The organism is Streptomyces sp. NBC_00209 (assembly GCF_045206345.1).
Lineage (GTDB): Bacteria > Actinomycetota > Actinomycetes > Streptomycetales > Streptomycetaceae > Streptomyces.
In genome coordinates, this window is the sequence record NZ_CP108121.1 from 2,872,028 (window position 1) to 2,895,456 (window position 23,429).

Below are 23,429 nucleotides of genomic sequence, written 5' to 3' on the forward strand. Positions count from 1 at the left end.
CGGTCACCGGTCGACGCCTCCCATCACGGGGTCGATGGATGCGACGGCGACGATGACGTCGGCGACCTGGCCGCCCTCGCACATCGCCGCCATGGCCTGGAGGTTGGTGAAGGACGGGTCGCGGAAGTGGACCCGGTAGGGGCGGGTCCCGCCGTCCGAGACGACGTGCACGCCGAGTTCGCCCTTGGGGGACTCGACGGCGGTGTACGCCTGTCCGACGGGGACCCGGAAGCCCTCGGTCACCAGCTTGAAGTGGTGGATCAGGGCCTCCATGGAGGTGCCCATGATCTTCTTGATGTGGTCCAGCGAGTTGCCCAGGCCGTCCGGGCCGAGCGCGAGCTGCGCGGGCCAGGCGATCTTCTTGTCGGCGACCATGACCGGTCCGGGTTCGAGCCGGTCGATGCACTGCTCGATGATCCGCAGCGACTGGCGCATCTCCTCCAGGCGGATGAGGAAGCGGCCGTAGGCGTCGCAGCTGTCGGCGGTGGGGACCTCGAAGTCGTAGGTCTCGTAGCCGCAGTACGGGTCGGTCTTGCGCAGGTCGTGCGGGAGGCCCGCCGAGCGCAGGATCGGGCCGGTGGCGCCGAGGGCCATGCAGCCGGTGAGGTCGAGATAGCCGACGTCCTGCATGCGGGCCTTGAAGATGGGGTTGCCGGTGGCGAGCGCGTCGTACTCCGGCAGGTTCTTCTTCATGGTCTTCACGAACTCGCGCAGCTGGTCGACCGCGCCCGGGGGCAGGTCCTGGGCGAGGCCGCCGGGGCGGATGAACGCGTGGTTCATGCGGAGCCCGGTGATCAGCTCGAAGAGGTCGAGCACCAGCTCCCGGTCGCGGAAGCCGTAGATCATGATCGTGGTGGCGCCGAGCTCCATGCCGCCGGTGGCGATGCACACCAGGTGCGAGGAGAGCCGGTTGAGCTCCATCAGGAGCACGCGCAGGACGGTGGCCCGGTCGGGGATCTGGTCCTCGATGCCGAGCAGCTTCTCGACGCCCAGGCAGTAGGCCGTCTCGTTGAAGAACGGCGTCAGGTAGTCCATGCGCGTGACGAAGGTGGTGCCCTGCGTCCAGCTGCGGTATTCGAGGTTCTTCTCGATGCCGGTGTGGAGGTAGCCGATGCCGCAGCGGGCCTCGGTGACGGTCTCGCCGTCGATCTCCAGGATGAGCCGGAGCACGCCGTGCGTGGACGGGTGCTGCGGGCCCATGTTGACGATGATGCGCTCGTCGTCGGACGCGGCGGCGTTCTCTACGATCTCGTCCCAGTCGCCGCCGGTGACCGTATATACAGTCCCCTCGGTGGTGGCGCGGGGCGTTGCATGGGGAGTGGTCATCAGGAGTACGACCTCCGCTGGTCCGGAGCCGGGATCTGGGCGCCCTTGTACTCGACGGGGATGCCGCCGAGCGGGTAGTCCTTGCGCTGCGGGAAGCCCTGCCAGTCGTCCGGCATCATGATCCGGGTCAGGGCGGGGTGCCCGTCGAAGACGAGCCCGAAGAAGTCGTACGCCTCGCGCTCGTGCCAGTCGTTGGTCGGGTAGACCGGGACCAGCGAGGGCAGGTGCCGGTCGTCGTCCGGCGTGGAGACCTCGACGCGGATCAGTCGGCCGTGGGTGATCGAGCGCAGGTGGTAGACCGCGTGCAGCTCGCGGCCCTTGTCGCCGGGGAAGTGGACGCCGCTGACGCCGGTGCACAGCTCGAAGCGGAGCGCCGGGTCGTCGCGCAGGGTCCTGGCGACGGTGACCAGGTGTTCGCGGGCGATGTGGAAGGTGAGCTCGTCCCGGTCGACCACCGTCTTCTCGATGGCGTTCTCGGGAAGGAGGTCCTGCTCCTCCAGGGCGCCTTCGAGCTCGTCGGCGACCTCGTCGAACCAGCCGCCGTAGGGGCGGGAGGAGGCGCCGGGGAGGGCGACGGTACGGACGAGGCCGCCGTAGCCGGAGGTGTCGCCGCCGTTGTCGGCGCCGAACATGCCCTTCCGTACGCCGATGACCTCGCCGTGCTCGTCGCGCGGGGCGGGAACGGCGGAGCCGTTGTGCTCGTCGCTCATCGCATGAGCCCCTTCATCTCGATGAGGGGCAGGGCGTTGAGCGCCGCTTCCTCCGCCTCGCGGGCGGCTTCCTCGGCGTTGACCCCGAGCTTGGAGCCCTGGATCTTCTGGTGCAGCTTGAGGATCGCGTCCATCAGCATCTCGGGCCGCGGCGGGCAGCCCGGCAAATAGATATCAACCGGGACAATGTGATCAACACCCTGAACAATGGCGTAATTGTTGAACATTCCGCCCGATGATGCGCAAACCCCCATGGAGATGACCCACTTGGGGTTCGGCATCTGGTCGTAGACCTGCCGCAGGACGGGCGCCATCTTCTGGCTCACCCGCCCTGCCACGATCATCAGGTCCGCCTGCCGCGGCGAGCCGCGGAAGACCTCCATGCCGAACCGGGCCAGGTCGTAACGGCCCGCCCCGGTCGTCATCATCTCGATGGCGCAACAGGCGAGGCCGAAGGTCGCCGGGAAGACGGAGGACTTCCGCACCCAGCCGGCCGCCTGCTCGACGGTGGTCAGAACGAAGCCGCTCGGCAGCTTCTCTTCGAGTCCCATGGTGTGCCCCTCAGCCCCTCAGTCCCATTCCAGACCGCCGCGCCGCCACACATACGCGTAGGCGACGAAGACGGTGAGCACGAAGAGCAGCATCTCCACGAGCCCGAAGATCCCCAGGGCGTCGAAGCTGACCGCCCAGGGATAGAGGAAGACGATCTCGATGTCGAAGACGATGAAGAGCATCGCCGTCAGGTAGTACTTGATGGGAAAGCGGCCGCCTCCGGCTGGAGTCGGGGTGGGTTCGATACCGCACTCGTACGCTTCGAGCTTTGCCCGGTTGTACCGCTTGGGACCGATCAGCGTGGCGCTGACCACGGAGAAGATCGCAAACCCTGCCCCGAGGGCGCCGAGCACGAGGATGGGCGCGTAGGCATTCACGCTCCTCGCTCCTTCCAGTCGTCCTTGACCGATGGACCGCATCGGGCGAACCGGCTCCCCGCCTCACCAAGATCGTGCACATGTGAGGCAGTTCACAAGCCCGACTGCCCCGCATCCTATGCCCGCCGTCCTGTGATCTGCGACACGGGGGTCACCAACGTCTTTGTGATCTCCACCACCTGACGAACGATCATGAAGTCGGATGAGCGGTGATCTTCGTACACGAAGCGGCCGAGTGATCACGAGAGGTGACATCTCCTCCCGTTACCGCTGGTCAAAGGGGTGTCGCACTATCAAGCCACGGCACTGGGAGCAAAATTGGCGATGGACACGAGGGGGTGATAAAGGGATCTGCCCCACTCTGGGTCCGGGCGGCCGGGATGGGGTGACCGGAGGCAAGAACCGGACAGGGGTCGCTCGCGCGAGGGTGCACGCGGAACGAAGTGGACGCGGACCGCCGCTTCCCGTGCCGCGCCCTCGTATGCCCATCACAGCAAGACCATGCTGTGAGCTGCATCACTCCACATCAGCCGTTATAGAAGCGGGCTTGGCCAACAGTGTGAACGGGTGGTAAGCGACGGGCAATTCGGGCGTATTGCAGAAAACCCGTGATCACAGCCATGATCACGACTGCCCGATTTGCCCGTTACGGCGTCAATAAAGGCCCTCAGAAAGCGGATTCACAGATTCCGGACGTAACTGTGTCGCAACACACGTTTCTTGATGGGACCCCGCGCGCCCTGATAGCGCTAGTACCCATGTCCCACACCGCTCACATACCCAGCCACCGGAAGCCCCGCCGAAACGCCTCGACGTCGGCGCTGCGGGCCGGAGTTGCCGGTGGCGTCCTCAGCACCATCGCGGTCGCGGGTGCCGCGGGCCCGGCCCAGGCCGAACCGGTGACCCAGACGATCGAGATGCCCACCATCACGGCGGGACTCTCCACCACCGTCGCCGCGTCCGCCGAGGCGACGCAGCAGGTCGCCCTGGACCTGGAGACGCAGGCCCAGGAGGACGCCGCGGCCAGCAGCGCCGCCAAGGACGCCAAGAAGGCCAAGGCCGAGGCCGTCCGCAAGGCCGAGGCCAAGAAGAAGGCCGAGGCGGCCGCCAAGGCCAAGGCGGAGGCCGCCGAGCGCGCCTCCCGCGACGCCGCGCGCACCACGCTCCAGAAGACCACCGGCTCCTCGTCGTCCGGCTCCACCAACGCCGCCACGACCTCGTACTCCTCCAACGCCACCGGCTCCGCGGCCTCCGTCGTCGCGTTCGCCCAGGCGCAGGTCGGCGACGCGTACGTGTCCGGTGGCACCGGCCCGAACTCGTGGGACTGCTCGGGCCTGGTCCAGGCCGCGTTCCGCACCGTGGGCGTCGACCTGCCGCGCGTCTCGCAGAGCCAGTCCACCGCCGGCACCCAGGTCTCGCTGAGCAACCTCCAGCCGGGCGACATCCTGTACTGGGGCGGCGCGGGCAGCGCGTACCACGTCGGGATCTACGTGGGCGGCGGCCAGTTCGTCGGCGCGCAGAACTCCTCCACCGGTGTGGTGCAGCGCCCGCTGGACTACGACATGCCGACCGGCGCGGTCCGCGTCCTCTGAGACATCCGCGTGTTCACGGATTCACAAGCCTGATCCGCACGTGAGGCACACGAAGGAGCCGTCACTCCCCCGCTCGGGAGTGACGGCTCCTTCGTTTGTGAACGGGCGCTACGAGCGCGGCGCCACCTTCGCCAGACCGTTGATGATGCGGTCCATCGCGTCGCCGCCGGTCGGGTCGGTGAGGTTGGCGAGCATCTTCAGGGTGAACTTCATCAGCAGCGGGTGCGTCAGGCCGCGCTGGGTCGCCACCTTCATGACCTTCGGATTGCCGATCAGCTTCACGAAGGCGCGGCCCATCGTGTAGTAGCCGCCGTAGGTCTCCTTGAGCACCTTCGGGTAGTTGTTCAGCGCCAGCTCCCGCTGGGCGGGGGTCGCGCGGGCGTGCGCCTGGACGATGACGTCGGCCGCGATCTGGCCGGACTCCATGGCGTACGCGATGCCCTCGCCGTTGAACGGGTTGACCATGCCGCCCGCGTCACCGACGAGCAGCAGGCCCTTGGTGTAGTGCGGCTGGCGGTTGAAGGCCATCGGCAGGGCGGCGCCCCGGATGGGCATCGTCATGTTGTCCGGGGTGTAGCCCCAGTCCTCCGGCATGGACGCGCACCACGCCTTCAGGACCTCGCGCCAGTCCAGCTCCTTGAACGCGGACGAGGAGTTGAGGATGCCGAGACCGACGTTGGAGGTGCCGTCGCCCATGCCGAAGATCCAGCCGTAGCCGGGCAGCAGCTTCTCCTCGGGGCCGCGCCGGTCCCACAGCTCCAGCCAGGACTCCAGGTAGTCGTCGTCGTGCCGGGGCGAGGTGAAGTACGTGCGCACGGCGACGCCCATCGGGCGGTCGTCGCGGCGGTGCAGGCCCATCGCGAGGGAGAGCCGGGTGGAGTTGCCGTCGGCCGCGACGACGAGCGGGGCGTGGAAGGTGACCGGCGTCTTCTCCTCGCCGAGCTTCGCGTGCACCCCGGTGATCCGGCCGGTGCGCTCGTCGGTGATCGGGGCGCCCACGTTGCACCGCTCGTACAGCCGGGCACCGGCCTTCTGCGCGTTGCGGGCCAGCTGCTCGTCGAAGTCGTCGCGCTTGCGGACGAGTCCGTAGTCCGGGTAAGAGGCCAGATCCGGCCAGTCCAGCTGGAGCCGGACGCCGCCGCCGATGATGCGCAGGCCCTTGTTGCGCAGCCAGCCCGCCTCTTCGGAGATGTCGATGCCCATGGACACGAGCTGCTTGGTGGCGCGCGGGGTGAGCCCGTCGCCGCAGACCTTCTCGCGCGGGAACGCGGTCTTCTCCAGGAGGAGGACGTCGAGTCCGGCCTGGGCCAGGTAGTACGCGGTCGTGGAGCCGGCGGGGCCCGCCCCGACGACGATGACGTCCGCGCTGTGTTCGGACAGGGGTTCGGTCACGGTCGGTTCTCCCGAAGACTCGAATTCGCGTGCCGCGCGGCACAGGTCCAAGGCAGTCTATGGGGGCCTGCCGACCAACCCTCCGAAGGGCTGCCCCATGTCAATCGCGCCTGCCGCTCCGCCCGTCGTACAGCTGCGTGTCCCGACCGACGAGGACGCCGTCGCCTGGCACCGGGCCTTCGCCGACCCGGAGGTGATGCGGTTCTTCGGCGGGCGGGCCGAGGAGCTGTCGATGTACGAGGAGTGGACCGCGCGGCAGCGCAGACACGACGCCGAACTCGGCTACTGCCTGTGGACCGTGCTCGACGGGGAGGACCGGGTCGTCGGCTTCACGGGCGCGCAGCCGTGGGGACCGGCCGCCTACGGCCCGGTGGGCGAGACCGAGATCGGCTGGCGGCTGGCCCGCTCGGCCTGGGGGCTGGGTTACGCGACGGCCGCCGCGCGCCTCACACTGGAGCGGCTGCGCGCGGCGGGGGTGGAACGGGTGGTCGCGGCGGTCGACGTGCTCAACGAGCGGTCGGCCGCGCTGGCCCTGCGCCTCGGCATGGAACCGGCCGAGACCTTCACGACGCCGCAGCGGCCGGACCAGGAGGTCCGGGTCTTCCGGCTGGAGCTGTGACGACAGGGCCTAGTCGACGTCGTTGAGCATCCAGGTGGACAGGGCGGTGTCGAAGACCTCGCGGGCAGCGACCCAGTCCACGTCCCGCTCGGTGACGTAGACGGCGTACTCGGTGCCGTCCTCGGCGATGTAGCTCTGGTCGATCGCGTGGACCGTCTGACCGCTCTTGTCCTCGTAGGTGTACTCCCACCGGGCGCCCGGGCGGCCCTGGAAGGTGTTGGCCGAGAGCTGGATCTGCTGGTAGTTCCGCTGGTTGGCGGCGGCGGTCTTCTCCAGGGCCTTGAAGTTCTCGTACGAGGTGTAGGGGGCGTCCGCGATGACGCCGACCTTCAGCAGGGCGGTGTCGCCCGGGGCCGCGGCGTAGGTGACCTGGTGGTTCTTCTCGCCCTGGCGCTCCCAGTTGTCCGGCAGCGCGAACGAGAAGCCCGCGGTGTCGGCGATGACGCTGTAGCCGTCCGGGAAGACGAGCTCGGCCGGGTCGGTGGTGGCGCTCGCCTCCGTGGACGGGGCCTCCTCGGAGGGGGCCTCGCTCGTCCGGTCCTGGGCGGCCGTCGCCCGGTCGCTCCCCTTGCCCTTGCCGTTCTCCGAGGTGCCCGGGTCGTCGTCGTGGCGGTCCATCAGGGCGAGGGTGCCGGCGGTGGCCCCGCCGCCGAGGACGAGCGCGGCGGTGAGGGTGGCCCCCCAGACGAGGACGGCCCGCCGGCGCCGGGGCGCGGGGGGCTGCGCGGGGGCGGGGTCCGGGGCGGGGGCGTACGGGGCGTGCAGGGTGCTGGTGGGCGGCTCGGCGGCGGGCGCGGCGGCCTCGGGTACGCCGGCCTCGGCGGCCGTGGACCGGGCGGGCGGGGTGTGCGGAGCCGGGCCGGGGCCCGGGGCGTACGGGCCGGGGGCGGGGTTCTGGCCGGGCGCCGGGGTGTACGGGCCCGGAGCCGGGGTGTACGGACCCGGGGCCGGGGTGTACGGACCCGGGATGTGCGGGCCCGGGTTCGGCGGGCCGTACGGGCTCGGCGGGGCCGGGTACGCCGGGGAGCCGCCGCCCGGGCCGCCGCCGCCCGTCATCCGCGCGAGGTACGGCGCGACGAGGACCGCGCCGCCGACCCACAGCAGCCCGAACAGCAGCGCGTCGGCGACGCTGGGCGAGACGTCCAGGGTGCCCGAGCCGCCGATGTCCGCGACGTTCCCGGAGAACTCGGCGGACAGGCCGCTCATCGCGGTCAGCGCGAGGAACCCGAGCAGGAAGAGGCCGCCCGCGGTGACCTGTTCGCGCCGGTCGGCGGAGCGGCGCCCCGCGAGCAGCCCGACGATGAGCGCGCAGACGAGGCCCGCGGCGAGCGCGCCGACGAGGGCCCAGTCGTTGGCGGCGTCGCTCAGCTCACCGAGCCCGAACGAGCCGTGGTCCATGCCGGAGCCGATGATGTCCGCCTGTCCCCGCGCGTCGTACTCGACGGAGCCGCCCCAGCTCACCGAGAGCACCATCAGTGCGATGTTGGGCAGCAGCGGCAGGGCCATCAGCAGGGCCGTGCCGTTGACGTCGTCCAGGGTGGCGTACGTGAGGTAGCCGATCAGGCCGCAGAGCAGGAGGACGGCGCCGAGCGCGCGGACGGCGGTCCCGGTGGCGCGTACGAAGCTCTGCGCCCCCGGCCGCCGGGCCAGCCAGGCGGCCGCGACGTCGCGTTGCAGGACGGCGCAGGTGGTGACGAGCGCGAGGGCGAGGGCGCCGAGGGCCGCGAGGACCGGCGAGGAGTGGAGCGAGTAGCTCTCGATCTCCGGCTGGGCGTAGAGCCCGAGGACCAGGACAGCGGCGGTGGCCACGACGCTGATCCGGACCGCCGCGTCGAGGCCGCCGCCCTGCCGCCGGACGCCCCGGGCGCCGAGGACGAGGGCGCCGATCCACAGCACGGTGACGGTGAGCGGGATCAGCGAGAGCGTCGTCTGGCTCTGCCCGCCCGGATCGAAGTCGCCGTACGTGTCCCCGTACGGCGAAGCGCCCCCGTATCCGCCGCCACCGCCCGGCACGACGGCCCGGACCTCGAAGCCGCCGCCGAACGCCTGGAGCAGCATCGCGAGCGCGATCCGCAGCCGGTCGCTCCACCCGACGACGACGTCGTCCCCCTGCCCGTAGTCGGGGATGGCGAGCGCCACGGCGAGCCCGATGATCAGCCCGGTCGGCCAGACGGCCGCCTTCAGTGAGCCCGCCCAGTCCCCGCGCATCACCCGCCCGAAGAAGATCCCGGCGGGCGAGGGCCCGGCCGGTACGGGCGCGTACCCGGGCGGTGGCGCGGCGGGCCGCGTCATATAGGCGGGCACCGCGGGCGGTTCGACCCCGGGCGCACCGCTCGGCGGCGGCGGGGCGGCGGGCTGCGGGGGCGCGGCCGGTGCAACGGGCCGTTCCCGCCCGCACTTCATGCAGAAGCGCGCGTCGTCGGGCGCCTGGGTTCCACAGAAGGGGCAGTACGAGGGCATGAGAGCTCCGCAGCGGGCCGGGGACGGTGACACACGGAAACGGGGACGACGCGTGCCGTATCAACGGACACATCTTCCCCGCCCACCGGTTCCCGTCAACTCGGAATCCCGGCAACCGCTTTCGCGCGGGGCGCGGTTGCCGTCCCCGGTCCGGCAAAAGCGCCGGAAACGTCAGCCGCGTACACCCCGGTGCAGGGCCACCACGCCGCCCGTCAGGTTGCGCCAGGCGACCTGGGACCAGCCGGCCTGCTGGAGCTTCTTCGCCAGGCCGGGCTGGTCGGGCCAGGCGCGGATGGATTCGGCGAGGTAGACGTAGGCGTCGGGGTTGGAGGAGACCGCGCGGGCGACCGGGGGGAGGGCGCGCATCAGGTACTCGATGTAGACCGTGCGGAACGGGGTCCAGACGGGCTGGGAGAACTCGCAGATGACGACCCGGCCGCCCGGCTTGGTGACCCGGTACAGCTCGCGCAGCGCCGTGTCCGTGTCCTGGACGTTGCGCAGGCCGAAGGAGATGGTCACCGCGTCGAAGGTCTCGTCGCGGAAGGGGAGTTTCGTGGCGTCGCCGGCGGTGAAGGGCAGCCAGGCGTGGCGCTTCTTGCCCTCGCGGAGCATGCCGATGGAGAAGTCGCACGGCACGACGTACGCGCCGGTCGCGGCGAACGGCAGCGAGGACGTCGCCGTGCCGGCCGCCAGATCGAGGATCTTCTGCGCGGGCCGGGCGTCGACCGCCCTGGCGACCTCCTTGCGCCACACCCGGTCCTGGCCGAGCGAGAGCACATCGTTGGTCAGGTCGTAGTTCGCCGCCACGCCGTCGAACATCGAGGCGACTTCGTGCGGCTGCTTGTCCAGGGATGCTCGGGTCACGCACCCCATTCAAGCAGCCCGCCCCGCGCCGGTTCGCGGCGGACGCCCCGGCGAAACCCGCTTCAACCTTTTCCGCCCGGCGGCACTCAGTACTCACGAAGAGACCTTCGAGGAGAACAGGGAAGGGGGCAGATGTTCACGGGAGCCAGCCGGGGTGCCGACGGCTTCGAGGAGTTCGCCCGCGCCGGTCAGCACCGGCTCTACCGCACCGCGTACCTGCTCTGCGGCGACGCCGACGCCGCGCGCGACCTGACCCAGACGACGCTGGCCAAGCTGTTCCAGCACTGGCACCGGGCGGGCGCCGCCGACCATCCGGACGCCTACGCCCGGACCGTGCTCACCCGCACCTACATCGCCGAGCGCCGCCGCCGGCTGCGCGACCTCCTCGCGCACACGCCGATCGCCGCGCCCGCCCCGGCGGTGGGCCCCGAGCTCACGGTCACGCTGCTCGCCGCCCTCGCCGAACTGCCGCCCCGGGCCCGGGCGATGGTCGTCCTGCGCTACTGGGAGGACCTGAGCGTGGAGACCGTCGCCGGGCTGCTGCGGTGCAGCCCCTCCACCGTCAAGAGCCAGTGCTCGCGCTCACTGGCCACGCTGCGCGCCCGCCTGGGCGACGCGCACCTCTACACCGCCCGAAGCTGAGGAGTGACGCCGTGTACGTGTTGATGGATCCCGCTCCGGGCGACGAGCCCGCCCGCGACGACGAGGAGCTGCTGGTCCGGTCCGCCATGGAGCGGGCCACCGACGGGGCGCCGCCGCTGCCCGATCTGGTCCCCGGCGCCCTGGTCCAGGGCCGCCGCCGCCGGGCCCGGGCCCGTGTCGCCATCGGTGCGACGGCGGCCGCGATCGTCGGCCTCGGCGTCCTCGGCGCCGCGCTGCCGGTGTGGGACGGGGGCGGGGAGCCGGTACGCGCGTGGTCGGCGGCCTCGCAGACCTCGCCGGTCCCCACGGCGACCGCGGTGCCCGTCCGGCCCCCCGTGCACATCGAGCCGAGCCCCGGCGAGACCTCCATGGCGGACCTGCCGAAGGACGAGTTCTCACAGCAGCGGGTCTTCCAGAACGATGCGGCGGGGGTGCTCGAAGCGCTCCTGCCCAAGGCGATCGGCCCGGTCCGGCTGGTCGACATCGCCGTCAACCGGTACCGGGGCGGGGAGGGCAGCCCGGTCTTCCCCATCACGTTCTCCGTACGCCCGCTGGCCACGGGCAAGGCGGCCCGGGCGGACAGGCCCTGCCTCGACATCGCGGTGAAGGGACTCCGGTGTGACGAGGTGTCACTGCCGGGGGGCATCATGGCCCAGGCGATCACGGCGGCCGGGAACGCCAAGGGGGGCAATACGATCACCGGGGTCTCCGTGCGTTTCACGTACGGGCACAGCCGCGTCACGCTCACCGTGGGGGGTGACGCCGACGCGATGGTCTCGGCACCGGTCACCGCCGACGAACTGGTGGCCGTCGCCGGGGACGCGAAGTTCATCGAATTGGTTGCTTATGCGGACGCACGTCCGATGGAAGCGAAGGAGGGCTCTGTCCGTGGGGGCTGAGAGCAGACGGGGGCGGCATGGCGGAGGCGGCAGAAGACGCGCGAGACGGGCGCGGCGCAGCCGCATACGGGTGCTCGCCGCTATCGCAGTACCGGCGGCGCTGATCGGCGTCGTGGTGGTCCTCGCACCCCGCTGGGCGGGCGGTGCGGCGCCCCGGCGGCGGCCGCCGCACCGAAGCCCGCCGCCGCGTCCCCCGCCTCGCCCTCCCCCACACCCTCCGCGAAGCCCACCCGGAGCCCGAAGCCGTCCCGGTCTCCCTCCGTGAAGCCCAGCCCCACCCGTATCCCCGCCTCCGGCCCCGGCACCTTCACGACCGCCCGCGCCGACCCGTCGTCCGCCGGGCAGTACGCGTACCGCGTCGAGGTCGAGGACGGCACCGGCGTCGATCCGGAGGAGGCCGCCGACCGGATCGCCGGCATCCTCGCCGCGCCGCGCGGCTGGGGGCAGGGCGGGAAGCGCACGTTCCGCCGGGTGGCCTCCGGCCCGGCCGGGCTGGTCGTCCGCATCGCGACGGCGGGCACCACGGACCGGATCTGCGGACAGGGCGGGATGAACACGCACGGCGAGGTCAACTGCCGGATCAGCGAGAAGGTGATGGTCAACCTCAAGCGCTGGCAGACCGGTTCACCCGAGTTCGACGGCCCGCTGAACGAATACCGCGCCCTGATCATCAACCACGAGGTCGGCCACTGGCTCGGCCACGGCCACGAGACCTGCCCCGGCGCGGGCCGCCCCGCCCCCGCGATGATGCAGCAGATCTACGGACTCAAGGGCTGCGTCGCCAACGCCTGGCCGTATGCCGAAAACGGGGCATACCTGGGCGGCCCCTCGGTGCCGTAACGATCCTTCAGGCGCCCTCTCCATGACCGCACCACGACCTCATGTGGTTGCGGACTGAACCAATTGCGCCGATCACCGGTCCTACAGCGGGGGACGGAACGTCGATCGCTGGGGAGGGTTACGGATGCCCGGAGGGAAGGGGCGCCGGGGGGAGAGCGGCCGGATCAGGCTGCTCACATGGGCTGTCGTCCCCGTCGTACTCGCGGCTGCCGCCGTCGTCGGACTCCGCTGGAACGACGCACGCGGGCCCGCACCCGCCGCCTTCACCGTGGCCCGCGCCGCCGCGACCGACAGCGGTACGGGGAACGCCTACCGGGTGGAGGTGGAGGACGGCTCCGGGCTCGACGCGGACAGGGCGGCCTCCGTCGTCGCGCGCATCCTGGCCGCGCCCCGGGGCTGGTCGCACCACGGGGAGCACCGGTTCCGCCAGGTGGCCAAGGGCCCGGCGGGGCTGGTCATCCGGATCGCCACCCCGGAGACCACCGACCGCGTCTGCGGCGCGAGCGGACTCGACACACACGGCGAGGTCAACTGCCGGGTCGGTACGGTCGTGATGGTCAACCTCAAGCGCTGGCAGACGGGTTCGCCGGAGTTCGACGGCCCGCTGGGCGAGTACCGCGCCCTGATCATCAACCACGAGGTGGGGCACTGGCTGGGCCACGGCCACGAGACCTGCCCCGGCAAGGGCCGCCCGGCGCCCGCGATGATGCAGCAGATCGACGGCCTGAAGGGCTGCGTCGCCAACGCCTGGCCCTACGACAAGAACGGGGCTTACCTCGGCGGTCCCCCGGTGCCGTAGGCGCTACCGCCCCCGGTACACCAGCCGCCCGCCCGCGATCGTCGCCACGCAGCTGACCGCGCCCGCCGCGAGGAGCGCCGCCTCGTCCGGGGCGTCGAAGGCGGCGAGGTCCGCGCGGCCCCCGGCGGCGAGCGGTGCCGCCGTCGCCTCCGCCACCGCGCCCGCCCCGGCCAGCGGGTCGAGCCGCGGCCCACAGGTGGGCAGCGCGCCCGGACCGGCAACCGTCAGCCCGGACCGCCGGACCGCCGTGAGCAGCGCGGGCGAGGCCCCGGGGCCCGCCGTCACCGCCGTCGTGCCGTGCCGGAGCATCCGGTGCAGCCCGCGCCGCACGCTGCCCGCCCGCCAGGTCTCCTCGGGGCCCAGCGCGTCGAGCGCTCCGCCGCTCAGGGGCTCGGTGCCCAGCGCGTCGGCCTCGCGGGGGTCGGGGAAGTACCACTCCGCCAGGAGCCGGACCGCGTCGCGCTGCACCAGCCCCGGGGTGAGGACGCCCGGCCAGCGCCGGACGCGGGCGCCGGGGTGGGCGGCGGCCAGGTCCCCGTACGGCCCGAAGGCGGCGACCACCGCGTCCCGCACGGCCACCGCACCGCCGGGCACGGGTGCGCGGCCGCCGCCCGGCAGGAGCAGGGCGGCGGCGTGAATCGTCAGCACGGCGGGGTCAGTTGGCGCTGAGGAGCTTGAGCTCGGGGTGTGCCGTACCGCCCTCGATCGCGGTGGACGAGATGTGCGAGACGACGCGCTCGTCGACCGGATCGTTCGCCGGGTCGTCGTGCACGACGAGGTGCTCGTACGTCGTGGCGCGCTGGGCCGGGACCCGGTCCGCCTTGCGGATCAGGTCGATGATCTCCAGCCGGTTGGAGCGGTGCTTGGCCCCGGCCGAGGAGACGACGTTCTCCTCCAGCATGATCGAACCGAGGTCGTCCGCGCCGTAGTGCAGCGACAGCTGGCCGACCTCCTTGCCGGTGGTGAGCCAGGAGCCCTGGATGTGGGCGACGTTGTCCAGGAAGAGCCGGGCGATGGCGATCATCCGCAGGTACTCGAAGAGCGTGGCCTGCGTCTGCCCCTTCAGCTTGTTGTTCTCCGGCTGGTACGTGTACGGGATGAACGCCCGGAAGCCACCGGTGCGGTCCTGCACGTCACGGATCATGCGCAGGTGCTCGATGCGCTCGGCGTTCGTCTCGCCCGTGCCCATCAGCATGGTCGAGGTGGACTCGACGCCCAGGCCGTGCGCGATCTCCATGATCTCCAGCCAGCGCTCGCCGGACTCCTTCAGCGGCGCGATGGCCGTGCGCGGCCGGGCCGGAAGCAGCTCGGCGCCCGCGCCCGCGAAGGAGTCGAGACCGGCCGCGTGGATACGGCTGATCGCCTCCTCGGCGGAGACCTTCGAGATCCGGGCCATGTGCTCGATCTCGGAGGCGCCGAGCGAGTGGATCACCAGCTGCGGGAACGCCTTCTTGATGGCCGAGAAGTGCTCCTCGTAGTACTCCACGCCGTAGTCCGGGTGGTGCCCGCCCTGGAACATGATCTGCGTGCCGCCCAGCTCGACGGTCTCCGCGCAGCGGCGCAGGATGTCGTCCAGGTCCCGGGACCAGCCCTTGGCGGTGTCCTTCGGCGCGGCGTAGAACGCGCAGAACTTGCAGGCCGTGACGCACACGTTGGTGTAGTTGATGTTGCGCTCGATGATGTACGTCGCGATGTGCTCCGTACCGGCGTAACGGCGGCGGCGCACGGCGTCGGCCGCCGCGCCCAGGGCGTGCAGCGGCGCCGACCGGTAGAGGTCGAGCGCCTCCTCCGGGGTGATCCGGCCGCCTTCGGCGGCTCGGTCGAGGATGGGCTGAAGGTCGGCCTTCTCGGTCACCGGGCTGTCACCTTTCGGCGGTTTTCAACGGAGCTACGGACCGGTTCAGCGTACGCCAGGGGGGTCGGCGGTCAGCCGTCGGACCGGGTGAGCGTGCCGTACGGGAGTCCCGCGCCCTTCTCGTCGGAGCGGAAGCGGAGCGTGCCGTCGGAGGCGCGGGTGAAGTGGAGGTCGGCCGGGGTGGTGGTGCAGAGCCCCGCGGTGCTCGGGCGGTCCGGGTCGGCGCGCTCGCGCAGCTTCAGCTCGTCGTCGGAGGCGGCGGTGAGGGTGGCGACGCTGTGGCAGGTGATCTCGATACCGAGGGAGAGGGACGTGGTCAGGCGGACCACGTCCGTGCCCTCGCGGCCCTTGGTGAAGACCGCGGTGAGCGTGCCGTGCGGCTCGCCCGTGGTCTTCTCGGTGAGCGGGCCCGTCCAGGTGCCGACGAACGCGTCGGGCAGTTCGGCGGCCCCGCCCGGGGCGGTCGTCGGACGCCGCGTCGCCGAGCCGGTGGCCGAGTCCTTCGGCGGCGAGGGCTCGCCGGAGGTGGCGGGCGGCGCCTGCCCGACGTTGCCGGTGTCGCCGCCCGTGCCCGGCATCAGGTCCAGCAGGAAGGCGCTGCCCAGCGTCACCGCGGCCAGCGCTCCGGCCACCGCGAGCGCGAGCGTGCAGCTGACGCGCCGTCGTCCCGCCCCGTCGCCGCCCGCCGTCGCCCCCAGGGTCAGGCTCCGGTCCCCGGTCCGCTGCCCCGGCAGCCCGTCGGCCCCGGCGGTCGCGGGGGGCGGCGGGGCGACCGGCGGACCGAAGACGCCGAGCGCGGCGGCGGGCGAACCGTACGGGCCCCCGGCGGGTTCGCCCGCCCCGGTGTCCTGCCCGGCCAACGGGCTCCCCGTCCCCAGCGACGGGTTGCTGAACGGCACCGGGCCCGACTGCACCGGGGCCTCCTGCGGTTCCAGGTCCAGCAGCGCCACCGCCGAGCTGCTGACCTCCCGGACCAGCGGCCCGGGCAGCCAGCCCGCCGCGACCGCCGCCGCCGCGCCGCCGGGCAGCAGCCTGCGGGCCAGCTCGTCCGGGGTGGGCCGCCGCTCCGGGTCCTTGGCCAGGCAGGCGGCGATGGTCTCGCGCAGACCGCCCTCCAGATCGCCCAACTCCGGTTCCTCGTGGACGACCTTGTAGAGGAGGACGGCCGAGGAGTCGCCGAGGAACGGTGCGGAGCCGGTCGCCGCGTAGGCCAGGACCGCGCCCAGCGAGAAGACGTCGGCGGCGCCGGAGAGCTCGGTGCCCCGGATCTGCTCCGGCGCCATGTAGCCCGGCGAGCCGACGGAGACCCCGGTGGAGGTGAGGGACGTGGTCGCGTCGATGGCCCGGGCGATGCCGAAGTCGATCAGGCGGGGGCCGTCCAGGGCGAGCAGGACGTTGGACGGCTTCACGTCCCGGTGGATCAGGCCCCGTTCGTGCACGGCGGTCAGGGCCTCGCCGAGGCCGGCGCCCAGCACCCGTACCGCGTGCTCGGGCAGCGGGCCGTGCTCGGTGACGGCCGCGGAGAGCGGCGGGCCGGCCACGTAACCGGTGGCGATCCAGGGGACGGGCGCGTCCGGGTCGGCGTCCAGGACGGGCGCGGTCCACTGGGCGCCGATCCGCCGGGCCGCCTCCACCTCGCGCCGGAAACGGGCGCGGAACTGCTCGTCGAGCGCGAAGTGGGGGTGGACGACCTTGACGGCGACGGTGCGGCCGCCGGCGCTGCGCCCGAGGTACACACGGCCCATGCCGCCGGCGCCGAGTCTGCCCAGCAGCCGGTAGGAGCCGATGCTGAGCGGTTCCCCGGCTTCCAGCGGCTGCATATTAAGGACTCCCCCTGTGGAACCGGCCGGACCTCCGACCGAAGCCTAGTTCGTGTCCGTGAAGTCTCGTCCGGTCACGGGAGAAACCATCCGCCGATTTCGCCCCCAAGGGAACGAACGACGTCATTCACCGCGATAAAAGGCGTGAATGCGCCGGTCCCCGCCGATGACCGATTGCGCAATCCGCCATTCATCGCATATTCAACGAAATCGAAAATTCCATTCCCCGGCGGCGGGATGTTCTCATCCGCCGAGGAGCTCGACCTTCACGTCCGGCGGGAAGCCCGCCGCCTCGCCGGTGCGGCGGGCGAACTCCTGGACGCCCGCCAGCTGGGCCGGACCGAAGCGGAAGTCGAGCGTCGTGAAGTAGCGCTCCAGGACCTCCGCGTCGAACGCCTCCCAGCGCGCCGCCTGCTCGGCGACCTTGGTGACCTCCTCCAGGGACAGGTCGCGGGAGGCGAGGAACGCCTCGTGGACCTGCTTGACGGCGGTGGGCTCGGCCGCCAGGTAGTCCTTGCGCGCGGCCCAGACGGCGAAGACGAACGGCAGGCCCGTCCACTCCTTCCACATCGCGCCCAGGTCGTGGACCTGGAGCCCGAGGCGGGGGGCGTCGTGCAGGTTGGCGCGGAGGGCCGCGTCACCGATGAGGACGGCGGCGTCCGCCTCCTGCATCATCAGGCCCAGGTCCGGCGGGCAGGTGTAGTAGTCGGGGGTGACTCCGTACCGCTCGGCGAGCAGCAGCCGCGCCAGCCGTACGGAGGTGCGGGAGGTCGAGCCGAGGGCGACGCGGGCCCGGTCCAGGTCCTCCAGCGGCCGCTGCGAGACGATCACGCAGGACATGACGGGGCCGTCGCAGCCGACCGCGATGTCGGGGAAGGCGACCAGGTCGTCCGCGTTGCGCAGGAACTCGACCAGGGTGACCGGGGCGATGTCCAGCTCGCCCCCGACCAGTCGCTCGCTGAGCTTCTCCGGGGTGTCCTTCGACAGCTCCAGGTCGAGCAGGGTTCCGGTGCGTGCCAGCCCCCAGTAGAGGGGAAGGCAGTTGAGGAACTGGATGTGGCCGACGCGCGGCCGGGGGCGACGGTCGTCGCCCGCGACGTTTGAAACGGTTGAATTGTCCACATCGCGAGGCTAGACCCGTACCTTCGTGCCCCCTCCACCGGGGGCTGCGGCGCACGGGGAGGCCCTCCCGGATGGCTCATCCGGGAGGCTGTCAAACATCCGGGTGAAGTGATCTTTCCCTCTACCCCTACGGACACGCTGCGTGCTAGGCTCGGCAGCAAGTTGCAGTTTGGTTTCCCTTGCAGTACAGAGCCTGCGGAGCATGTAACCCCGCAGGCTTTTGTAGTTTTCAGACTTCATTGCAGGTTCTGGAGCAGGGCAACCCTTTGGCCCAAGGAGGGCTTATGGCTACCGGAACCGTCAAGTGGTTCAACGCTGAAAAGGGCTTCGGCTTCATCGCCCAGGACGGCGGCGGCCCGGATGTCTTCGTCCACTACTCCGCGATCAACTCGTCCGGGTTCCGCTCCCTTGAGGAGAACCAGGTCGTGAACTTCGACGTCACTCAGGGCCCCAAGGGTCCGCAGGCTGAGAACGTCACCCCGGCCTAGTTGCCCGGGTCGGCCGATCGCGGCCGGTAAGAGCAGTACCCAAGGAGCCCCGCTCCTCCGCCCCGGCGGAGGAGCGGGGCTCCTGCCCGTGCGCGGGCCGTTCCGGACCGGTCCTTTACCTTCACACCGTGTGAAGCCGTGCAGTGGGAGACGTCATGTTCACGATCGGAGACTTCGCCCGGTACGGGCGGGTGTCGGCCCGCATGCTGCGTCATTACGACGAGATCGGGCTGCTGCACCCGGACCGCACCGACCCCTCGACCGGCTACCGCTACTACGGCGCCGCCCAGCTCGCCCGGCTCAACCGGATCATCGCGCTCAAGGACCTCGGCTTCACGCTCCAGCAGGTGGGGGCCGTCCTGGACGACGCGATGGGCCCGGAGGAGCTGCGCGGGATGCTGCGGCTGCGGCGTACGGAGCTGGAGGCGGCGATGGCCGCGGCGGCCGCACGGCTGGCGCGGGTCGAGGCGAGGCTCCGGTCCATCGAGAGCGAGGGACACATGCGGGGTGACGGTCTCCGCGCCCGTCGGGCCGGTCGGTGACACCGGGATCAGCGTGGTCGAGCTGCCCCCGTTCGAGGCGGCGACCGTCGTGCACCGGGGCTCCATGGACTCCGTACTGCCCACCGCCCAGACGCTGGCCCGCTGGATCGACGCCAACGGCTACCGGTCGGCGGGGTACGCCCGCGAGATCAGCCTGGAGTGCCCGGAGGACCGGGACGGATGGGTGACCGAGCTCCAGGAGCCGGTGGTCCGGGCGACGGCCTGAGACCGGGGGCGCCCGTCCCGGGACGGGCGCCCCGCTTCGTGTGCTCCTGTCCCGACTGCCCTGTTCCGGATCGTTGTCGAGGGCTTGTGCAGAGAGTCATCCGTTACTGACGGGCCGACCCTTCACAAGGCAGACTGTTGACGGCGATATCAACGGTATGGAGCAATCCGGACGGCCTATGACCGATCCGGACACAGTGACCGTGCCGGGCCGTGCGCAGGCAGGACAGGAGGCAGCAATGGGCCGTGACGACGGGCCACGGGTACGCGTTCCGCAGCAGCGGACTCCCGAGCGGGGCCCGGAGGACGAGGCCGTGCTGCACTTCTCCGTACTCGGCCCGGTCCGGGCCCACCGGGGCGGCGAGACGCTGCCGTCCGGATCGCCGCAGCAGCGCGCGCTGCTGACGGCGTTGCTGTTGCGCGGCGGGCACACCGCGACGGCCGCCGAGCTCATCGACGGCATCTGGGGCGACGAGCCGCCCTCGCAGGCGCTGGCCGCCGTACGCACCTACGCCTCCCGGCTGCGCAAGGTCCTCGGCCCCGAGACGCTGGTCAGCGACTCCGGCGGTTACGCGATGCGCACCGGCTCCGAGGCGCTGGACCTGACCGTGGCTCAGGAGCTGGCCGCCGGGGCGGAGAAGGCGCGGGCGGGCGGCGACCGGGACGCGGCGCGGGCCCTCCTCGACAAGGCGCTCGGCCTGTGGGACGGCGAGGCGCTGGCCTCCGTGCCCGGCCCGTACGCGGAGTACCAGCGCACCCGTCTGCAGGAGTGGCGGCTCCAGCTCACCGAGACCCGCCTCGATCTGGACCTGGAGGCCGGCTGCCACGCGGAGGCGGTCTCCGAACTGACCGCGCTCACCGCCGCGCACCCCCTGCGGGAGCGGCTGCGCGAGCTGCTGATGGTGGCCCTGTACCGCAGCGGCCGGCAGGCGGAGGCGCTGGCCGTCTACGCGGACACCCGGCGGCTGCTCGCCGAGGAGCTGGGGGTCGATCCGCGCGCGGAGCTGGGCCGGCTCCAGCAGCGCATCCTGCGCGCCGACGAGGAGCTGGCCCGCCCGGCGGACGACCCGGCCCCGGCCGCGGCACCGGTCCGCCCGGCCCAGCTGCCCGCGACCGTCCCGGACTTCACCGGGCGGGACGCGTTCGTACGCGAGCTGGGCGACCGGCTCGCCACGGTGGAGGGGTCCGTGATGGCCGTCTCCGCGCTGGCCGGGATCGGGGGCGTCGGCAAGACCACGCTCGCCGTCCACGTCGCCCACCGGGCCCGCCGCCACTTCCCGGACGGGCAGTTGTACGTCGACCTCCAGGGCGCCGGGGCCCGGGCCGCCGAGCCGGAGACGGTGCTCGGCGCGTTCCTGCGGGCGCTCGGGACCGCGGACTCGGCCATTCCGGAGACGCTGGACGAACGGGCCGCGCTCTACCGGTCCACGCTCGACGGGCGCCGGGTCCTGGTCCTCCTGGACAACGCCCACGACGCGGCCCAGATCCGCCCGTTGCTCCCCGGCACGGAGGGCTGCGCGGCGCTGGTGACGAGCCGGGTGCGGATGGTCGACCTGGCGGCGGCGCACCTGGTCGACCTGGACGTGATGTCGCCGGAGGAGGCGCTTCAGCTCTTCACCCGGATCGTCGGCGAGGAGCGGATCAGCTCGGAGCGGGAGGCCGCGCTCGACGTGGTCGCCGCGTGCGGCTTCCTCCCCCTCGCGATCCGGATCGCCGCCTCCCGGCTGGCCTCCCGCCGCACCTGGACCGTCTCGGTCCTGGCCGCCAAGCTGGCCGACGAGCGCCGCCGCCTGGACGAGCTCCAGGCGGGCGACCTCGCGGTGAAGGCCACCTTCGAACTCGGCTACGGCCAGCTGGAACCGGCCCAGGCCCGCGCCTTCCGCCTCCTCGGCCTCGCGGACGGCCCGGACATCTCGCTCGCCGCCGCGGCCGCCCTCCTCGACCGGGACCCGCACACGGCGGAGGACCTCCTGGAGGCCCTGGTCGACACGTCCCTGGTCGAGTCCGCCGCCCCGGGCCGCTACCGCTACCACGACCTGGTCCGCCTGTACGCGCGCTCCTGCGCGGAGCGGGACGAGCAGGAGCCCGGGGAGCGCGAGGAGGCGCTGTCGCGGCTGCTCGACTTCTACCTGGCGACGGCGGCGGGGGTGTACGCGCTGGAGCGGCCGGGTGACCGCACCGTGGACCACCTGGAGCACACGGACCGCCCCGGCCTTTCGTTCTCGGATCACGGCCGGGCTCTCGACTGGCTGTACGCGGAGGCGAGCCCGCTCCTCGCGTGCGTCCAGCAGAGCGGCGCCGCCGGAACCGTCCGGCGTGCGGTGGATCTCCTGCTCGCCTCCAAGGACCTCGCGGAATCGGGCGCCAACTCACGCCAGTTCGAGTCGGCCGCCACGACCGTGCGAGATGCCGCGACCGTGGCCGGTGACGCCCGCTCCGAGGCGCGGGCGCGGACGACGCTCGCCCAGGTCCACAGCACGGCCGGCCGCTTCGACCGAGCGGAGGACGAAGCCCGGCAGGCCATGGCTCTCGGATCGTCGGTCGATGACGTCTGGACCCACTGCAACGCACCGAACGAGCTCGGGATCATCGCCGCGTACCGCAATCAGCACGACGAGGCGGAAGTCCTTCTCCAGCAGACCATCGCCGCGTTCCGGGCCGACGGCAACCAGGCGGGCGAGGCCAGCGCCCTGTGCAATCTGTCCCGCGTCCATCTGGCCATCGGGCGGACGGCGAGCGCCGTCGAGCTCGCCGGCCGGGGCATCGACCTCTACGCCCGCCTCGGACTCACCCTGCGCCTGGCGAACGGCCGGTACGCACTGGGCCTCGCCCTGACCCGGGCGGGCCGGCAGAGCGAGGCCGAGGGGCGTCTCACCGAGGCCCTCGCCGTCTTCCGGGAGAGCCGCCAGCGGCTCTGGGAGGGGATGACCCTCTTCCGGCTGGCCGAAGTGCATCTGGCGGGCCGGCGTCCGGCCCGGGCCGCCGAGTTCTCCGAGCAGGCGCTGACGGTGCTGCTCCACGTCGGAGGCGACTGGCGCCGCGCCAATGTGCTGACGGTGCTGGGGCAGGCCCTGGACGGCATAGGGCAGGCGGATCGCGCCAAGGTCTGCTGGCAGGAGGCGCTGGCGCTCTTCGATCAGCTGAAGGCACCCGAGGGCGACATGGTGCGCGGCCTGCTCGCCCGCACCTCGTCCCAGGCGCGCTGACTCCGCGTTCATCGTTCGTTTATCGCCGCCCGGCAGTCTCGTACCCGTCGAAGCGTCGCGTCGGGGGGCAGGCGATTCGACGGTGGAACCGCGCACTAAGGTGAACGGCTCTGAACAGCCCGTCCGGCAGTCCACGGGGGAACAGCCGGACGGGCTTTGCCGACCAACCATGCACCCAGCAACGGAGTTCACAGCATGAGCGACGACAAGAAGACCAAGGTCACCGCACCGAAGCCCGGCACCACGGGCGACATCGAGCCGACGGACAGCCACATGACCGGCGAGCCCAAGGTCAAGCCGCTGGACAGCCACATGACCGGCGAGCCGGAGATCAAGCCGCTGGACAGCCACATGACGGGCCCGGATCCGCGTTGAGCCATCTGGCGGGACCACGGGGGTAGGGGGAACGGCCGCGGCGGCGCGGAGGGGAAGCCGTCGCGGCCGTTACGTGTGTGCGCGGCGCGGTCAGTAGCTCAGCTCGGCCGTGACCGTGCACTTCGTGACCTGGGTGACCTTGTCCGGGTGGTCCATCCGCACGGACACGGTCTTCGTCTCGCCGCGGGACGCCTTCGCCGTCGCGCGGCCCGTGTCGATCGCGATACCGGACGCGTCGAGGAAGGTCACGTCGACGTTGTACGTGTGGCTGCCGCTCGCGGTCGCGGTGAGGCGGACCGTGGAGGTGGTGACCGCCTTGACCGCGCCCTTCGCGGGGGTGGCGCAGCGGAAGACGTACGCCTTCGGGGCGGCGGTGGCCGTGGGGGTCGGGGACGTACGGGTGGTGCCCGAGGTACCGCCCGACGTGCGGTTGTAGCGGGTGCCGGAGTCGGTGTCGTGGTAGGTGCCGTTGCTCTTCTTGGAGTTGGAGCATCCGCCGCCGCTGCTGCTGTGGCTGGAACGGCTCTTGCCACTCCTGCTCTTGCTGCCGTGGCTGCCGGTGGAGAAGCCGGTGAGCGCGAGTACCACCGCGACCAGGACCACCGTCAGCTTGACGTGCTGCCGTTTCATCGAATCCGCCCCCGATTGTGTGGTGTTCCGCCGTGACCGGCCGGATGGCCGGGCGACACGGAACCGTAACGCACAGCATGGCGCGGATGACCGG

Annotated in this window: 20 protein-coding genes and 2 pseudogenes; 10 read left to right on the plus strand and 12 right to left on the minus strand. The window is 71.9% G+C overall.

The features are described 5' to 3' along the window. Window positions 1-3 precede the first annotated feature (3 nt). From OG867_RS12765 to OG867_RS12780, 4 genes are read right to left on the minus strand one after another with little or no spacing between them, the layout of a single operon-like run. On the minus strand, window positions 4-1,326 hold the full coding sequence (locus OG867_RS12765; RefSeq protein WP_328901683.1) for an NADH-quinone oxidoreductase subunit D: 1,323 nt from the start codon (window positions 1,324-1,326) through the stop codon (window positions 4-6). Then, the gene (locus OG867_RS12770; RefSeq protein WP_328901682.1) at window positions 1,326-2,036 is read right to left on the minus strand and encodes an NADH-quinone oxidoreductase subunit C; all 711 of its coding nucleotides are present in this window, start codon (window positions 2,034-2,036) and stop codon (window positions 1,326-1,328) included. The genes OG867_RS12765 and OG867_RS12770 overlap by 1 nt, the downstream gene beginning before the upstream one ends. Continuing rightward, window positions 2,033-2,587, minus strand: a complete 555-nt coding sequence (locus OG867_RS12775) for an NADH-quinone oxidoreductase subunit B family protein (protein ID WP_018101348.1) — start codon at window positions 2,585-2,587, stop codon at window positions 2,033-2,035. Before OG867_RS12775 ends, OG867_RS12770 begins: the two co-directional genes overlap by 4 nt. 18 nt (window positions 2,588-2,605) lie before the next feature. Continuing rightward, window positions 2,606-2,965: an NADH-quinone oxidoreductase subunit A gene (locus OG867_RS12780; protein ID WP_328901681.1), complete on the minus strand. Its 360-nt coding sequence runs from the start codon at window positions 2,963-2,965 to the stop codon at window positions 2,606-2,608. Between the two features lie 758 nt (window positions 2,966-3,723). Between OG867_RS12780 and OG867_RS12785 the strand changes: the two genes are divergently transcribed. Then, window positions 3,724-4,557, plus strand: a complete 834-nt coding sequence (locus tag OG867_RS12785) for a C40 family peptidase (protein WP_328901680.1) — start codon at window positions 3,724-3,726, stop codon at window positions 4,555-4,557. Window positions 4,558-4,665: 108 nt separating this feature from the next. Here OG867_RS12785 and OG867_RS12790 read toward each other — a convergent pair whose 3' ends face one another. After that, entirely contained in the window at window positions 4,666-5,949 is a 1,284-nt protein-coding gene (locus tag OG867_RS12790) for a geranylgeranyl reductase family protein (protein WP_328901679.1), read from the minus strand. Between the two features lie 97 nt (window positions 5,950-6,046). Between OG867_RS12790 and OG867_RS12795 the strand changes: the two genes are divergently transcribed. Further along, window positions 6,047-6,568: a GNAT family N-acetyltransferase gene (locus OG867_RS12795; RefSeq protein ID WP_406285137.1), complete on the plus strand. Its 522-nt coding sequence runs from the start codon at window positions 6,047-6,049 to the stop codon at window positions 6,566-6,568. Window positions 6,569-6,577: 9 nt separating this feature from the next. On the opposite strand, the gene OG867_RS12800 is transcribed toward OG867_RS12795, so the two are convergent. Together OG867_RS12800 and OG867_RS12805 are read right to left on the minus strand one after the other, a co-directional pair. Next, complete coding sequence (locus tag OG867_RS12800) at window positions 6,578-9,028, minus strand: zinc ribbon domain-containing protein (RefSeq protein ID WP_406285140.1); 2,451 nt, start codon at window positions 9,026-9,028, stop codon at window positions 6,578-6,580. 171 nt (window positions 9,029-9,199) lie between these two features. After that, complete coding sequence (locus OG867_RS12805) at window positions 9,200-9,892, minus strand: demethylmenaquinone methyltransferase (RefSeq protein ID WP_328901676.1); 693 nt, start codon at window positions 9,890-9,892, stop codon at window positions 9,200-9,202. A 132-nt stretch (window positions 9,893-10,024) separates the two neighbouring features. Here OG867_RS12805 and OG867_RS12810 point away from each other — a divergent pair, with 132 nt between their 5' ends. The 4 genes and pseudogenes from OG867_RS12810 (at window position 10,025) to OG867_RS12825 (ending at window position 13,072) form a co-directional block, all read left to right on the plus strand. Then, complete coding sequence (locus OG867_RS12810; protein WP_328901675.1) at window positions 10,025-10,534, plus strand: SigE family RNA polymerase sigma factor; 510 nt, start codon at window positions 10,025-10,027, stop codon at window positions 10,532-10,534. 11 nt (window positions 10,535-10,545) lie between these two features. Next, on the plus strand, window positions 10,546-11,433 hold the full coding sequence (locus tag OG867_RS12815) for a hypothetical protein (protein ID WP_406285143.1): 888 nt from the start codon (window positions 10,546-10,548) through the stop codon (window positions 11,431-11,433). Between the two features lie 112 nt (window positions 11,434-11,545). Continuing rightward, window positions 11,546-12,273, plus strand: a pseudogene (locus OG867_RS12820) (DUF3152 domain-containing protein). A 124-nt stretch (window positions 12,274-12,397) separates the two neighbouring features. After that, complete coding sequence (locus OG867_RS12825; RefSeq protein ID WP_406285145.1) at window positions 12,398-13,072, plus strand: DUF3152 domain-containing protein; 675 nt, start codon at window positions 12,398-12,400, stop codon at window positions 13,070-13,072. Window positions 13,073-13,075: 3 nt separating this feature from the next. On the opposite strand, the gene OG867_RS12830 is transcribed toward OG867_RS12825, so the two are convergent. From OG867_RS12830 to OG867_RS12845, 4 genes are all read right to left on the minus strand, one after another. Then, the gene (locus tag OG867_RS12830) at window positions 13,076-13,720 is read right to left on the minus strand and encodes a hypothetical protein (RefSeq protein ID WP_406285147.1); all 645 of its coding nucleotides are present in this window, start codon (window positions 13,718-13,720) and stop codon (window positions 13,076-13,078) included. A gap of 7 nt (window positions 13,721-13,727) precedes the next feature. Then, window positions 13,728-14,927 carry a cyclic dehypoxanthinyl futalosine synthase gene (gene mqnC / locus OG867_RS12835; RefSeq protein ID WP_403989680.1) on the minus strand — a complete coding sequence of 400 codons (1,200 nt, stop codon included), beginning with the start codon at window positions 14,925-14,927 and terminating at the stop codon, window positions 13,728-13,730. A 71-nt stretch (window positions 14,928-14,998) separates the two neighbouring features. Beyond that, on the minus strand, window positions 14,999-16,747 hold the full coding sequence (locus OG867_RS12840; RefSeq protein ID WP_406285149.1) for a serine/threonine-protein kinase: 1,749 nt from the start codon (window positions 16,745-16,747) through the stop codon (window positions 14,999-15,001). A gap of 243 nt (window positions 16,748-16,990) precedes the next feature. Continuing rightward, window positions 16,991-17,869 (minus strand): menaquinone biosynthetic enzyme MqnA/MqnD family protein, encoded by an 879-nt coding sequence (locus OG867_RS12845; protein ID WP_406285152.1) that lies wholly within the window; start codon window positions 17,867-17,869, stop codon window positions 16,991-16,993. A 284-nt stretch (window positions 17,870-18,153) separates the two neighbouring features. Here OG867_RS12845 and OG867_RS12850 point away from each other — a divergent pair, with 284 nt between their 5' ends. From OG867_RS12850 to OG867_RS12865, 4 genes and pseudogenes are all read left to right on the plus strand, one after another. Continuing rightward, window positions 18,154-18,357 carry a cold-shock protein gene (locus OG867_RS12850; RefSeq protein WP_132902898.1) on the plus strand — a complete coding sequence of 68 codons (204 nt, stop codon included), beginning with the start codon at window positions 18,154-18,156 and terminating at the stop codon, window positions 18,355-18,357. A 155-nt stretch (window positions 18,358-18,512) separates the two neighbouring features. Then, window positions 18,513-19,125, plus strand: a pseudogene (locus tag OG867_RS12855) (MerR family transcriptional regulator). A 238-nt stretch (window positions 19,126-19,363) separates the two neighbouring features. Then, a complete protein-coding gene (locus tag OG867_RS12860; RefSeq protein WP_406285154.1) occupies window positions 19,364-22,330 on the plus strand; it encodes a BTAD domain-containing putative transcriptional regulator in 2,967 nt (988 codons plus the stop codon). Between the two features lie 195 nt (window positions 22,331-22,525). Further along, a complete protein-coding gene (locus OG867_RS12865) occupies window positions 22,526-22,705 on the plus strand; it encodes a hypothetical protein (protein WP_406285159.1) in 180 nt (59 codons plus the stop codon). A 90-nt stretch (window positions 22,706-22,795) separates the two neighbouring features. Here the strand turns inward: OG867_RS12865 and OG867_RS12870 are convergent, their stop codons facing one another. Then, window positions 22,796-23,335, minus strand: coding sequence for a hypothetical protein (locus OG867_RS12870; protein WP_328901666.1), 540 nt, complete (start codon window positions 23,333-23,335; stop codon window positions 22,796-22,798). Window positions 23,336-23,429: the final 94 nt, after the last annotated feature.